This is a genomic window from Bradyrhizobium yuanmingense, assembly GCF_900094575.1.
GTDB classification, from domain to species: Bacteria; Pseudomonadota; Alphaproteobacteria; order Rhizobiales; family Xanthobacteraceae; genus Bradyrhizobium; species Bradyrhizobium yuanmingense.
In genome coordinates, this window is the sequence record NZ_FMAE01000005.1 from 686,354 (window position 1) to 699,755 (window position 13,402).

Annotated in this window: 14 protein-coding genes; 4 read left to right on the plus strand and 10 right to left on the minus strand. The window is 65.4% G+C overall.

What is annotated here, in order from left to right:
* Positions 1 to 889: 889 nt before the first annotated feature.
* From gatB to GA0061099_RS20715, 7 genes are all read right to left on the minus strand, one after another.
* Entirely contained in the window at positions 890 to 2,368 is a 1,479-nt protein-coding gene (gene gatB / locus GA0061099_RS20685; protein WP_036025527.1) for an Asp-tRNA(Asn)/Glu-tRNA(Gln) amidotransferase subunit GatB, read from the minus strand.
* Positions 2,365 to 2,667, minus strand: a complete 303-nt coding sequence (locus tag GA0061099_RS20690) for a hypothetical protein (protein ID WP_085972184.1) — start codon at positions 2,665 to 2,667, stop codon at positions 2,365 to 2,367. The genes gatB and GA0061099_RS20690 overlap by 4 nt, the downstream gene beginning before the upstream one ends.
* On the minus strand, positions 2,658 to 4,133 hold the full coding sequence (gatA, locus tag GA0061099_RS20695; protein WP_036025529.1) for an Asp-tRNA(Asn)/Glu-tRNA(Gln) amidotransferase subunit GatA: 1,476 nt from the start codon (positions 4,131 to 4,133) through the stop codon (positions 2,658 to 2,660). Before gatA ends, GA0061099_RS20690 begins: the two co-directional genes overlap by 10 nt.
* The gene (locus GA0061099_RS20700) at positions 4,130 to 4,342 is read right to left on the minus strand and encodes a hypothetical protein (RefSeq protein WP_027547180.1); all 213 of its coding nucleotides are present in this window, start codon (positions 4,340 to 4,342) and stop codon (positions 4,130 to 4,132) included. Before GA0061099_RS20700 ends, gatA begins: the two co-directional genes overlap by 4 nt.
* Positions 4,343 to 4,356: 14 nt before the next feature.
* Positions 4,357 to 4,644, minus strand: coding sequence for an Asp-tRNA(Asn)/Glu-tRNA(Gln) amidotransferase subunit GatC (gatC, locus tag GA0061099_RS20705; RefSeq protein WP_036025530.1), 288 nt, complete (start codon positions 4,642 to 4,644; stop codon positions 4,357 to 4,359).
* Positions 4,645 to 4,720: 76 nt separating this feature from the next.
* Positions 4,721 to 5,797: an NAD(P)H-dependent flavin oxidoreductase gene (locus GA0061099_RS20710; RefSeq protein WP_036015068.1), complete on the minus strand. Its 1,077-nt coding sequence runs from the start codon at positions 5,795 to 5,797 to the stop codon at positions 4,721 to 4,723.
* A gap of 118 nt (positions 5,798 to 5,915) precedes the next feature.
* The gene (locus tag GA0061099_RS20715) at positions 5,916 to 6,959 is read right to left on the minus strand and encodes an NAD(P)H-dependent flavin oxidoreductase (protein WP_036025532.1); all 1,044 of its coding nucleotides are present in this window, start codon (positions 6,957 to 6,959) and stop codon (positions 5,916 to 5,918) included.
* 99 nt (positions 6,960 to 7,058) lie between these two features.
* On the opposite strand from GA0061099_RS20715, the gene GA0061099_RS20720 reads away from it, so the two are divergent.
* Together GA0061099_RS20720 and GA0061099_RS20725 are read left to right on the plus strand one after the other, a co-directional pair.
* Entirely contained in the window at positions 7,059 to 7,949 is an 891-nt protein-coding gene (locus GA0061099_RS20720) for a LysR family transcriptional regulator (protein ID WP_036025534.1), read from the plus strand.
* Between the two features lie 200 nt (positions 7,950 to 8,149).
* Positions 8,150 to 9,085 (plus strand): cyclase family protein, encoded by a 936-nt coding sequence (locus GA0061099_RS20725; protein WP_036025535.1) that lies wholly within the window; start codon positions 8,150 to 8,152, stop codon positions 9,083 to 9,085.
* Between the two features lie 58 nt (positions 9,086 to 9,143).
* Here GA0061099_RS20725 and GA0061099_RS20730 read toward each other — a convergent pair whose 3' ends face one another.
* The gene (locus tag GA0061099_RS20730; RefSeq protein WP_036025536.1) at positions 9,144 to 9,359 is read right to left on the minus strand and encodes a hypothetical protein; all 216 of its coding nucleotides are present in this window, start codon (positions 9,357 to 9,359) and stop codon (positions 9,144 to 9,146) included.
* Positions 9,360 to 9,406: 47 nt separating this feature from the next.
* Between GA0061099_RS20730 and ruvX the strand changes: the two genes are divergently transcribed.
* Together ruvX and GA0061099_RS20740 are read left to right on the plus strand one after the other, a co-directional pair.
* Positions 9,407 to 9,898, plus strand: coding sequence for a Holliday junction resolvase RuvX (gene ruvX, locus GA0061099_RS20735; RefSeq protein ID WP_036025537.1), 492 nt, complete (start codon positions 9,407 to 9,409; stop codon positions 9,896 to 9,898).
* A 3-nt stretch (positions 9,899 to 9,901) separates the two neighbouring features.
* Positions 9,902 to 10,825 (plus strand): AEC family transporter, encoded by a 924-nt coding sequence (locus GA0061099_RS20740; protein ID WP_036025538.1) that lies wholly within the window; start codon positions 9,902 to 9,904, stop codon positions 10,823 to 10,825.
* Positions 10,826 to 10,954: 129 nt separating this feature from the next.
* Here GA0061099_RS20740 and GA0061099_RS20745 read toward each other — a convergent pair whose 3' ends face one another.
* Both GA0061099_RS20745 and GA0061099_RS20750 read right to left on the minus strand, forming a co-directional pair.
* Positions 10,955 to 11,719 (minus strand): CPBP family intramembrane glutamic endopeptidase, encoded by a 765-nt coding sequence (locus GA0061099_RS20745; protein ID WP_074448030.1) that lies wholly within the window; start codon positions 11,717 to 11,719, stop codon positions 10,955 to 10,957.
* Positions 11,720 to 11,742: 23 nt separating this feature from the next.
* On the minus strand, positions 11,743 to 13,386 hold the full coding sequence (locus tag GA0061099_RS20750; RefSeq protein ID WP_036025540.1) for an acyl-CoA dehydrogenase family protein: 1,644 nt from the start codon (positions 13,384 to 13,386) through the stop codon (positions 11,743 to 11,745).
* Positions 13,387 to 13,402 lie beyond the last annotated feature (16 nt).

Here is a 13,402-nt window from a genome sequence, read left to right on the forward strand (position 1 = left end):
TCAGGACCAGATTCCACTTTGGCCCGAAGGCCTGTCGTGAAATTGCGGAGCCCGTTTGAGGAGAACCGCACCGAACGAAGAAAACTCGTTTCTTCTGCCGGACCGCGAAAGAGAACGGTCCGACCGTTGACCTGATGTCTCGCCGACACCCTCTATCGTCGACCAGAACCTCTAGGAGGCGCTGATGACGTGCCGGCTATCTGGAGCCGGCAACTTCAGAAGCGAAGTTACTTCTTCTTCTTCGCGACCTTGCGGGTCTTCTTCGCAGTCTTCTTCACTGCGCTCTTCGCCTTCTTCGCCTTCTTCGCTTTCTTGGCCATGTTGCCCTCCGATGTGTGAGATGGCTTTAATCGCTGCGTGCACTCGGGGATCGAATGCACTTCATCCCGAATACACCAACACGAAGAAAAAAACAGCTTCTCGCTTAAAGAAGTGTTGACGCAGCAAGGCGCCTGCGCTTGGCGGGCGCGACGCAGGCGCTTCGTACGACGTGCACTTGCGATCATGCAGAGCGCTCGCATCGCCGACGTTCGCGAACGATGCGATTGCACGAAAACACTATGCAGCAAGTATTTTTTCGCACGCGCGTATCGCGCGCGACCAACGCAGCGATGCGCATCGACAATCGTGCGGTCGCCTCGCAAAGGCGTTTCGCGGACTCTGAGTCGCGATTTTTGGCAACGAAAATATTTTCATGCTTAACGGCGCGGGCGCTCGCCGGAGCGCGTTCAAGCCGCCGTTTCGGGCGAATCGCGCGGCGGCGATTCGCCCCGCCGCATCGCCGTCGATCAGGATGAAGTTTGCCGTCGAGGATGCGCGCGAGCGTCGCAGCGAGAACCAAAAGCGAGGTGACGAAACGCGTCCGTCACCTCGTTCGAATGCGTCAGGCTTAGACGCCGAGCTTGGACTTGAGCAGGTCGTTGACGCTCTGCGGGTTGGCCTTGCCGCCGGATGCCTTCATGACCTGGCCGACGAACCAGCCGAGCGATTGCGGCTTGTCCTTCACCTGCGCCGCCTTGTCGGGATTGGCCGCGATGATGTCGTCGACCACCTTTTCGATCGCTGAGAGATCCGTGACCTGCTTCATGCCACGGCTTTCGACCAGCGCGCGGGGATCGCCACCCTCCTGCCAGACGATTTCGAACAGATCCTTGGCGATCTTGCCCGAGATCGTACCCTCGCCGATCAGGTCGATGATCGCAGCCAGTTGCCCGGCATTGACGGGCGAGGCCGTAATATCCCGGCCTTCTTTGTTGAGACGGCCGAACAGCTCGTTGATCACCCAGTTCGCCGCCATCTTGCCGTCGCGGGCGCGGTTGGCGAGCTTGTCGAGCACCGTCTCGTAGAACAGCGCGCTCTCGCGCTCGGCGACCAGCACGCTCGCATCATAGGCCGAGAGGCCGAAATCGGCGACGAAGCGCGCCTTCTTCTGGTCCGGCAGCTCCGGCAGCTTCGCCTTCAGCGCGTCGACGAAGTCCTGGCTGAACTCCAGCGGCAACAGGTCGGGGTCGGGGAAGTAGCGATAGTCGTGCGCCTCCTCCTTCGACCGCATCGAGCGCGTCTCACCCTTGTTGGGATCGAACCGGCGCGTCTCCTGCTCGATCTCGCCCCCGTCCTCCAGGATCTCAATCTGGCGCCGCGCTTCATACTCGATCGCCTGGCCGATGAAGGCGATCGAGTTCATGTTCTTGATCTCGCAGCGGGTGCCGAGCGGCGCGCCGGGCTTGCGCACGGACACGTTGACGTCGGCGCGCAGGGATCCCTTCTCCATGTCACCGTCGCAAGTGCCGAGGTAGCGCATGATCGAGCGCAGCTTGGTCACATAGGCCTTGGCCTGCTCGGCGTCGCGGATATCAGGCTTCGAGACGATCTCCATCAGCGCCACGCCAGAGCGGTTGAAATCGATGTAGGACAGTGACGGCGACCGGTCGTGCAGCATCTTGCCGGGATCCTGCTCCAGATGCAGCCGCTCGATACCGATGGTGGCCGTCTTGCCGCCGTCGAGATCGATGATCACCTCACCCTCGCCCACGATGGGCGATTTGTACTGGCTGATCTGGTAGCCCTGCGGCAGGTCAGGATAGAAATAGTTCTTGCGGTCGAACACCGAGCGCAGGTTGATCTGCGCGTTGAGGCCGAGCCCGGTCCGGACAGCCTGTCTGACGCATTCCTCGTTGATGACCGGCAGCATGCCTGGCATCGCGACGTCGACCAGCGAGACGTGGCTGTTCGGCTCGCCGCCGAAAGCGGTAGACGCGCCCGAGAACAGTTTGGCGTTCGAGGTCACCTGGGCATGGATCTCCATGCCGATGACCATCTCCCAGTCACCAGTTGAGCCCTTGAGAAGCTTGTGCGTGGCCGTGCTCATGTCCTGCTCCCGAGCAGCGTGGCAGCGATCCGCTCCCACTCCGCTTCCAATGAATCCTTTGCCGCCGGCTGGCCGGCCTGGCGGTACCAATAGCCGGCATTGCCGAGATCGCCTTCGACGCGGTGCAAATAGGCATGCACCCAGGCGGCCTCGCGGCTGCTCTCGTCCTGAACGATCGTGTGCGCGCGGTCCCAGTCGCCCTTCGCCGCCCACCACAGGCCGGCGAGCGGCGCATTCAGGTCCGACGCGGGCGCCGCGCCACCGATGCTCGCGATGAAATCGGCGACATTCACCACCACCTCGCGGGCGTGAAGCGGCCGGCGGCCTGCTCGATCACCTCGCCGAGCGAGAACAGCGTCTCCTCATCGAACGGACGGCCGATCAATTGCAGCCCGAGCGGCAGGCCCTGCACGTCCTTGCCGGCGGGCACCGCGATGCCGGGCAGGCCCGCCATGTTCACGGTCACCGTGAAGATGTCGTTGAGATACATCTCGACCGGGTCGGCGCCGCCCTTCTCGCCGATGCCGAAGGCCGCCGACGGCGTCGCCGGGGTGAGGATGGCGTCGACGCCTTTGGCGAAGCAGTCCTCAAAATCCTTCTTGATCAGCGTGCGCACCTTCTGCGCGCGCAGGTAATAGGCATCGTAATAGCCGGCCGAGAGCACGTAAGTGCCGATCATGACGCGGCGGCGCACCTCGGCGCCAAATCCCTCCGCACGGGTGTTCTCGTAGAGCTCGATGATGTTCTTACCCTGCTCGCGCAGGCCGTAGCGCACGCCGTCATAGCGCGCCAGGTTGGACGAGGCCTCTGCCGGCGCCACGATGTAATAGGCCGGCAGCGCGTATTTGGTGTGCGGCAGCGACACCTCGACCAGCTCGGCACCGGCCGCCTTCAGCCACGCCGCGCCCTCACTCCACAGTTTCTCGATCTCGGCCGGCATGCCGTCGAGGCGATACTCCCGGGGGATGCCGATCTTCATGCCCTTCACGGACTTGCCGATCGCCGCCTCGTAGTCCGGCACGGGGATATCGACCGACGTCGTGTCCTTGGGATCGTGGCCGGCCATCGAGCGCAGCAGCATCGCGGCATCGCGTACGCTGCGCGCGATAGGGCCCGCCTGGTCGAGCGAGGAGGCAAAGGCGACGATGCCCCAACGCGAGCAGCGGCCATAGGTCGGCTTGATGCCGACGGTCGCGGTGAACGCGGCCGGCTGGCGGATCGAGCCGCCGGTATCAGTCGCGGTCGCGCCCATGCAGAGCAGCGCCGCCACGGCCGAGGCCGAGCCGCCGGACGAGCCGCCCGGCACCAGCGTGGTGTTGCTGCCCTCGCGCCGCCAGGGATTGCCGACGGGGCCGAAGCACGAGGTCTCGTTCGCCGAGCCCATCGCGAACTCGTCATTGTTGAGCTTGCCGAGCATCACCGCGCCGTCGCGCCAGAGCTGCGAGGTGACGGTGGACTCGTAGGTCGGCACGAAATTGCCGAGGATCTTCGAGCACGCCGTGGTGCGCACGCCCCTGGTCGCGAACAGGTCCTTGATGCCGAGCGGGATGCCGGCGAGCGGGCCCGCATCGCCCTTGGCGATCTTGCTGTCCGCCTCGCGCGCCATGGCGCGCGCCTGGTCCGGCGTCTCTATCACGAAGGCGTTGAGCACGCGCGCTTTCTCGATCGCGGAAAGATGCGCGTCGGTCAGCTCGAGCGACGTGAAATTTTTTGCCGCGAGGCCCTTGCGGGCCTCGGCGAGCGTCAGCGATGTCAAATCGGTCATTTATTGATCGGGCTGCAGAAGAACGGAGACAGGGTCTTGTCGTTGGCCGGGTCGTCCTTTTTGGCGGCGGCTTTCGCGGCCGCCTCGATCTCGTCGAGCACGGCATTGACGGCGACGTTGGGATCGGCAGCCTTGCCCTGCCGTTCCATCTTGTCGAGATAATTCATGTAGGCCTGATAGGCCTTCTCATCGTCGCAAAGCAGGCACATCGGATCTAACCTGTTTATTCAACGACCTTCGGCACCAGGAAGAAGTGACCTTCGGTCGCGGGCGCGTTGGCAACGATATCGTCGGCGATCCCGCCGTCGTCGACCACGTCCTGCCGCTTCTTCATCTGCATCGGGGTGACCGAGGTCATCGGCTCCACGCCCTCGACATTGACCTCCGAGAGCTGCTCGACGAAAGCGAGCATGGCGTTGAGCTCGCCCTGCAGATGCGGAACCTCGCCCTCGGAAACCGCAATGCGCGCCAGATGCGCGATGCGGCGGACGGTAGCGGCGTCGACGGACATTATATAAGGCCTCTTACGGCAAAACCTATGTGCCGTATAGCAGAGGCCGGTTTTGCGCCGCAACCGGCGCTTCCCCCTATCCGGCGAGGGCCTTCATGCGCCCCAGCGCCGATTTGGCGAGATCCCGGGTCAATTCGGCGGCGGGAAGCTCGCGGCCCAGCGCAACGGCCTGCCCTGCCCAGAGATTGGTGAAATCCACCCTGCCCTGCTTTTCGGCAGCCGCCTTCAGCGGCCCCAGCGCCGTCGCGGCGTGGGGAAACGGCGGCGCATCCGGCGAGATCGGACCGGCCTCGCGCATCAGCCGGTTCTGCACCCCGCGCGCAGGCCGGCCGGTCATGACATTGGTGATGACGGTGGAATCGTCCCGCGCCTCGGCGAGCGCCTTGCGGCCGCCCGCGCTGAGCTTGGATTCCGGGCAGCGCAGATAGGCGCTGCCGATCTGCACGCCGGCGGCACCGAGCGCGAAGGCCGCGGCAATGCCGCGTCCGTCGGCGATGCCGCCCGCCGCGATCACCGGCACCTTCACGGCATCGACGACCTGCGGCACCAGCGCGAAGGTGCCGGGCTGCTCGGCGATCTTGTCGGTCAGGAACATGCCGCGATGGCCGCCCGCCTCGGCACCTTGCGCAATCACGGCATCGACGCCGTGTTCTTCCAGCCAGACCGCCTCCTTCACCGTCGTCGCGGACGAGATGACGAGGCAACCCGCCGCCTTGACGCGCCGCAGCAGCGCTTGCTCCGGCAGGCCGAAATGGAAGCTGACGACCTCCGGCTTCAGCTCCTCGACCACTTCGCAGAACGCTGCATCGAACGGCGCGCGGTTCGCAGCCGCGATCGGCGCGGAGGGATCGAGACTGTGCTCGGAATAGTACCCCGCGAGCCGCTGCTTCCACCGCGCCTCGGCTTCGCGCGTCAACTCGACCGGCGTGTGGCAGAAGAAGTTCATGTTGACCGGCGCCTTGACGCGCTGGCGGATGAGACCAACCTGCTCGCGCGCCTTCTCCGGCGAGATCATCGCACACGGCAGCGACCCCAGCGCCCCGCCCTGCGCAGCCGCAATCACCAGCTCCGCATCCATCACGCCAGCCATCGGCGCCAGCACGATCGGGAATTCGGTCTTGAACAGATCGATCAGTCGACGGTCAGGCCACATGATGCTTGCCTCGCATTCGCTCTTCCCTCTCCCCTTGTGGGAGAGGGTGGATCGCCGCGATAGCGGCGAGACGGGTGAGGGGTTTGCATCCGCGGAAGCAGACCTCTCAGATTTGACTTCACTCTCCGCGGAAAGAACCCCTCATCCGGCGCTGCGCGCCACCTTCTCCCACAAGGGGAGAAGGAAGAACGCCTCTCGCTGAATTCCGGCGTCCTGCCAGCAACTGCTCCGCCTCCGCCGCAATCCGCTCGACGATCTCCGCCGCCGGTGGGATATCATGAATCAACCCAACCGCCTCGCCGGCGATCACGGCCGCGACATCGAAATTGCCCGCCGCCCTTGCTGCCGCATACTCGGAAGCGACTGCGGCAACATTCTGCATCAGCTCGACCTCGCGGCCGATCCAGCGCTTGGCATGATCGTTGACCAGGCACCGCCCGGTAAACGGCGCCGGCCAGACATTGTTGCGGGAGAGATCGAAGAGGATGCCGCGCACGGTCGAACCGGAGTTCGCCGCGCAGATGCGGCGCTTGGCCTCCTCCGCACCGTCGGCCTCCTGGCTGGCATAGAAGCGCGTGCCGAGCAGCACGCCGCTCGCGCCCAGCATCATCATGGCCGCGAGGCCGCGCCCATCCGCGATGCCGCCAGCCGCCACCACTGGAACGTGCCCCGCGACGAGATCGACGATGGCGGGCACGAGATCGACAGTGGTGCGCGAAGCGCCATGACCGCCCGCCTCCGTGCCTTGCGCAATCAGGATGTCAGCACCGGCATCGAGCGCCTGCCGCGCCATCGCTTCGTCCTGCACCTGGCAAATCAGGCGCGCGCCGGCGGACTTGATCTTGGGCGCGAACGGCGCGGGATCGCCGAACGACAACATGATCGCAACTGGTTTTGCAGCGAGCGCGACATCGAGAAGCTCGGGCTGCTTGGCGAGGCTCCAGGTGATGAAGCCGATCCCAAACGGTGCACTGAGGTCGGCGAGCTTCGCCGTCTCCTGCTCCAGCCAGACCCGCTCGCCATAGCCGCCGCCAAGAATGCCGCACCCGCCAGCGCGGCTCACCGCCGCGACCAGACGGCTGCCGGCAATGACATCCATCGGCGCCAGCAGGATCGGGTGCTCGATCCCCAGCAGCGTGGTCAGCGACGTCGTCATCGGCATACGGCTCCTCCCCGATCTGGACAGCGAGATTAGGCGCGACTAGCATTCTCGAAAATTGAATTGTTGCGAACGCTGCCATCTCAAAAGCGAAACGACACCATGGAACTCAGCGATATCAAGACCTTCGCCGCCGTCGCCCGCACCGGCGGCATCACCCGCGCCGCCGAAGAGCTCAACACCGTGCAGTCGAACGTCACCCAGCGCGTGAAGGCGCTGGAGGCGGAGATCGGCACGCCGCTGTTCGAGCGGCACTCGCGCGGCATGACGCTGACCGGCGCCGGCAAGCGCCTCCTCCCCTATGCGCAAAAGATGGCAGCGCTGTCGCGCGAAGCCTTGCTCGCCGCGCGCGACGATGGCGAGCCGAAAGGACCGCTCGCGATCGGCTCGATGGAGACCACGGCAGCCGTGCGATTGCCGCCGCTGCTCGCCGATTTCCACCGCCGCTTCCCGGCCGTGCGCCTTTCGTTGCGCACCGCGCCGACCGCCGACCTCGTCGCCCTCGTGCTCGACGGCACGCTCGACGGCGCCTTCGTCGCTGGACCCATCACGCATGACGACCTCACCGCGACGAGCGCGTTCCGCGAAGAGCTGGTGCTGGTCAGCGCGCGCCGCTGGGCCTCGCTCGCCGAGCTGCGCGCCGGCACGCCCGAGTCGGGTCCGACCGCGCTGGTGTTCCGCACCGGCTGCACCTATCGCCAGCGGCTCGAACAGATCTTCGTCGAATTCGGCTGGCCATCGGCGGCGCGCTTCGAGCTCGGCACGCTCGACGGCATGATCGGCTGCGTCGCCGCCGACATGGGCGTGACCCTGCTGCCGCGCGCCGTCGTGGAACGCAGCGCGATGAACGGCGCCGTCGCCGTCCACACGCTGAGCCCGTCACATGCACGTGTCGAAACACTCTTCATCCAGCGCCGCGCCGGACATCAATACAGCGCGCTGAGCGGTTTTGCCGATTGCCTGAAGAAGGACGAGGACGTCATCGCGGCATGACGGAGCGCCAACGTTCCACGCCACGAAATTCATCACAAATCCATCGCGTTTGAATCGATCCGCGCTGCGTGCTGCCATCGCAGCGCAGCACTTCGAAAAGCTTTGAAGCCCGCGCTTCTTCTACGTTAGGATAAGTGACTGGCCAGCGCGAAACCATAAACGAAGCCAAACACCGGCAGAAAACATCGGGAGGACTATTGATGCGCAATACGCTCGTGTTGTGCTGCGTCGCTGCGTTGTCGGCGATTTCAGGAACTGCAAGCGCACAGGACTGGACCAAATCGAAATGGGGGCCGAACGACGAGATCGGCGCCGCCAACTACATGACGCCCGAGCTCGTTGTGAAGGCGGCATCGCTGGTGAAGACCGGCAAGACCTACGCCCTCGGCATCCCCGTCACGCCGCAGACGCCCGCCTACCCGCCGCGCACCTTCAAGCTCACCATCGTGCAGCCCGGACAGGCCGGCACCCCGGGTCTCGGTCCGAACAAGGCCACTTACAACGATGACATCCTCGACAGCTGGGTCGGCATCGGCAGTCAGCTCGACGGGCTCGGCCATCTCGGCGTCGAGCACGTCTACTACAACGGCAACAAGCTGGCCGATTTCGCCGATCCCAATGGCTTGAAGAAGCTCGGCATCGAGAAGGTGCCGCCGATGGTCGCCCGCGGCGTGCTGCTCGACATGGCCGCCTATTTCAAGACCGACGTGGTGAAGGAAGGCACCGCCTTCAACGTCAAGGAGATCGAGGAAGCCGCCAAGCAGCAGAACGTCGAGATCCGCCAGGGCGATGTCGTCATCTTCCACACCGGCTGGCTCAGCCTGATCGGCAAGGACGACAAGCGCTACTCGGCCGGCGAGCCCGGCCTCGGCGTCGAAGGCGCGAAGTACCTCGCCGGCAAGGGCGTCGTCGCGGTCGGCGCCGACACCTGGGGGCTCGAGGTGTTGCCGTTCGAAGGCAAGACCGTGTTCGAGGTCCACCAGATTCTGCTCGCGATGAACGGGACCTATATCCTCGAGAACATGGACACCGCCGCGCTCGCCCGGGACAAGGGCTACGAATTCCTGTTCGTGCTGGGCCAGCCGCGCTGGACCGGCGCCGTGCAGGCCATGATCAACCCGATCGCGATCCGCTGAGCTGAAAACCGGGCGAGGAGCCGCTTGCCGCGCGGCAGGCCCCTCGCCCACCCCTCCGTCACCGCGGCCTCACCTGCCACCGCCGCAATGCCACGATGGCCCAGATCGCCTCGACCAGGCCGAACGGCCAGGCGCCTTGCAGGAAGCCATAGGCCGACCCCAGCGCGCAGGACGCCGCGAACAGCAGCACGAACAAGTGGCTGCGATCCTCCAGGGCATAGCAGACCAGCATCGCCGTCACGGCAAACAGGCCGAATAGTGTCAGTGCATCCATGGTTACCAGTTCACCCCGCGGCGCGACGCATGATATGCGCTAAAGCCATGCCGGCTCCTATCCTGCCTCTCATCGATGCTGCAACCCACTGGCCCGCGCGTGGCGCGCTGGTCGGCCTCGATTTGGGCACGAAGACCATCGGCGTTGCGGTATCCGACCCGGACCGGCGGCTGGCGACCGGAGTCGAGACGATCCAGCGCAAGCAGTTCAAGCAGGATGCCGCCAGGCTGCTGGCCATCGCCACCGAGCGCAAGGTGGTCGGCTTCGTGCTCGGCCTGCCCATCAACATGGACGGCAGCGAAGGCCCGCGCGCGCAATCGACCCGCGCCTTCGCGCGCAATCTGGCCGGATTGACCGCGCTGCCCATCGGTCTCTGGGACGAACGTCTTTCGACCGCGGCGGTCGAGCGCGAGCTGATCGGCATGGACGTCAGCCGCGCCAAGCGGGCCGAGGTGATCGACGAGCACGCCGCGATCTTCATCCTGCAAGGCGCACTCGATCGCCTTGCCAATCTTCGCACGAGCCCGGGACCGGACTGATCCATGGCCGTCGTCATCGCGGCGCTGCTGCCGGTCTTCATCCTGATCGTGCTCGGCATCGTGCTGAAGCGCAGCCTGATGCGGCTCGACACGCAATGGCACGGGTTGGAGCAGCTGACCTATTTCGTGTTGTTTCCGATGCTGCTGATCCAGACCCTGGTAAAAGCCGACCTCTCCAGGGTGCCGGTCGCCGGCGTCGGCGGCGCGCTGCTGCTGTCGGCGCTGGCGATGTCGCTGCTCTGCCTCGCATTGCGCCCGGCCCTGTCCCGGCTCGGCATCGACGGCCCCGCCTTCACCTCGATCTTTCAGGGGGCGACGCGCTGGCAGACCTTCGTTGCGCTGTCGATCGCCGCCAATCTGTTCGGCGATGTCGGGCTGGCGCTCGCCTCCGTTGCGATGGTGGCGATCATCCCGCTCGTCAACGTGTTCAGCGTCTCGGTGCTCGCTCGTTACGCATCGCCGGAAAAGCAATCCGGCCGCGCCATCGTCATGACATTGGTGCGCAATCCCTTGATCTGGGCCTGCATTATCGGCCTTACTGTCAATGTCACCCACCTGCCGCTGCCAAGGCTTTGGCATGAGGTTGCAGACGCGCTCGGCAGTTCCTCCCTCGCCATCGGCCTGCTCGTCACAGGCGCGGGATTGCATCTCGAAGGGCTCTTCCGTCCAAGCCTCGGCGCAGCCGTCGGCGTCGTTTTCAAGCTCTTGCTGATGCCCGCGCTCGCGATGGGGCTCGGTCTCTGGTTCGGGCTTTCCGGCAACAGCCTGGCGATCGTGGCGATCTGCTCGGCGGTGCCGACCTCGTCCAGCGCCTATGTCCTCGCCCGCCAGATGGGCGGCGACGCCCCGCTGCTGGCGCAGATCATCACGCTGCAGACGATCTTTGCAGCCATTACAATGCCGATCGCGATCGCGCTGGCGGCCTAGCACTCGTCAATTCGAGCGCACCTCTCTGACCTCGTCATTGCGAGGAGCTCTTGCGACGAAGCAATCCAGGCTGCCGCGGCGGAGAGATTATGGATTGCTTCGCTGCGCTCGCAATGACGAAGTTGCGGCCTAGCTCCCCAGCCACATCGTCAGCACCACCGCGGTGAGATTGTTCAGCGCATGCAGCACGATCGTGAGCCACAGCGAGCCGGAGCGGTAGCGCATGTAGCCGAACCACAGGCCGATGGCAAAAACTTCGGCGAGGAAGTACATGTCGTACTGCAGATGGACGATTGTCCACACCAGCGACGACATCAGGATCGCGCCGGGTGCGCGCAGGAAGCTCGCCGACCAGCCACGATAGAGGAAGCCTCGCGCCAGAACCTCTTCCGACATCGGCGCCGCCACCGCGAATGCGGCCAGCAGCAGCAGCGCGGCGCCCTTGTCGCGGCCCGTTTTCAACAGATCGGTCATGAAGCCCGGCGTCGCCTCGCGGCCGAGGGCGCGCGACATCGTCTCCCAGAGCAGCACGATCAGGATGAGGCCGACGGCGCCGAACAGCAGCTGCTTCCAGGACGGCCAATGCAGCGCGAGATAATCGATGAACGAAGCTTTCTTGATGCGAATGGCGAGCCAGACCGCGGCCAGTGTCGCCGGCAAGCCCATGATGACCGAGAGCGCTAGCGTCTGGGGCTCGCGGCCGACGACCTGCAGCGAAGCGAGGTCCATGGGTAGACCACGCTGCGCCGCCAGCAGAAGGACGGCGCCGATCTGCCCGACGAACATCGCAACGAAGATGAAGAGGCCCCACAGCGCCGTGCCCCAGAACTTCCAGACACGCGGCGCCGCCGGCGTCGCGGTCAGCGGCGGATGATCGGGATTGAGGGAGTCCATCAGCAGGCTTTCGTTTTGGAGATTCACGGCAGCGCCCGATCCAGCAGCGCGCGCACGTCGGCGCTGTCGAGCTCGACCGCGCCGTACATGCTGGCATGGTTCGTCGCAAGGCGGGTCGCGGCAAACAATTCGGCCTGGCGCGGCGACACGCCATTGAGCGCGGCCGTCGCGGCCAGCAATGCCAGCTTCTCGACCGCAAGCCGCGCGACGCGCTCGCCGTCGGCGCGCCGAAACGTCTTGCCGATGAAGCTGGCCGCCTCGCCCGCCCCCGGCAGCCCCTTGGTCTCGGCCGCCAGCGCTTGCAGCACCGCCGTCGCCGCCTCGCCCTCGCGCGAGAGCGCGCGGATCACGTCGAGGCACATCACGTTGCCCGAGCCCTCCCAGATCGCGTTGACCGGCGACTCCCGATAATGGCGCGCCAGAATGCCGTCCTCGACATAACCGTTGCCGCCGAGGCACTCCATCGCCTCAAACAGGAACGGCGGCGCGCTCTTGCAGGTCCAGTATTTGATCGCGGGCGTGAGCAGCCGCATATAGGCCGCCTCCGCCGCATCGTGCGGCGTGCGGTCGAAGGCGCGGCAGAGCCGCATCACCAGCGCCGTGCTCGCCTCCACATGCAGCGCCATGTCCGACAGCACGGCCTGCATCAGGGGCTGATCGGCCAGATGCTTCTGGAACACGCTGCGATGCCGGGCATGGTGCAGCGCATGCGCAAGCCCCGAGCGCATCAGGCCGACGGAGGCGATCGCGCAATCCTGCCGCGTCAGCTGTACCATCTGGATGATGGTGCGGATGCCCTTGCCCTCCTCGCCGACCCTTTCGGCATAGGCGCCTGTGAATTCGACCTCGGACGAGGCATTGGAGCGGTTGCCGAGCTTGTCCTTCAGCCGCTGGAACTGGACGGCGTTGACCGATCCATCCGGCGCGAAGCGCGGCATGAAGAAACAGGTCAGCCCGCCGTCGGCCTGTGCCAGCACCAGGAACGCATCGCACATCGGCGCCGACATGAACCATTTGTGGCCGGTGATGCGATAGCCGTCCCCGTCGCGCACCGCACGCGTCATGTTGGCGCGCACGTCGGTGCCGCCCTGCTTCTCGGTCATGCCCATGCCGAGCGTCATGCCGCGTTTCTGCCACCACGGCGCAAAGCTCGGATCGTAGCTCTTGGTCGACAACACCGGCATCACGCGCGCGAGCAAGTCAGGCTGCATCGCCAGCGCACCGACGGAGGCGCGCGTCATCGTGATCGGGCAAAGGTGGCCGGTCTCGACTTGCGCAGCCATGTAGAACTTTGCGGCACGAATGACCTCAGTGGCATCGCCCGCAGGTTTTCCGTCCGCCATCCACGTCGAATTGTGCACGCCGGCATGCGCACTGTGCGCCATCAGCTCGTGATAGGCGGGATGAAACTCGACCTGGTCGCGGCGATTGCCTTTGGCATCGAAGCTGCGCAGCTTCGGCGTGTTCTCGTTCGCAAGGCGCCCGCGATCGGCCATTGCTGCCGAGCCCCAATGCCGGCCGAACTCCGACAGTTCCCGCTCCGCCGCTGCGCCGCCATTGGACCTGACCGCCTCGACCAGCGGCCGGTCCACGGCGAAAAGATCGACGTCCTCGAACGGCGGCGACTGGTTGAAGACCTCGTGGGTCGCAAATGTGGGCTGGGTCATTTTGCGTCCTCGGCGC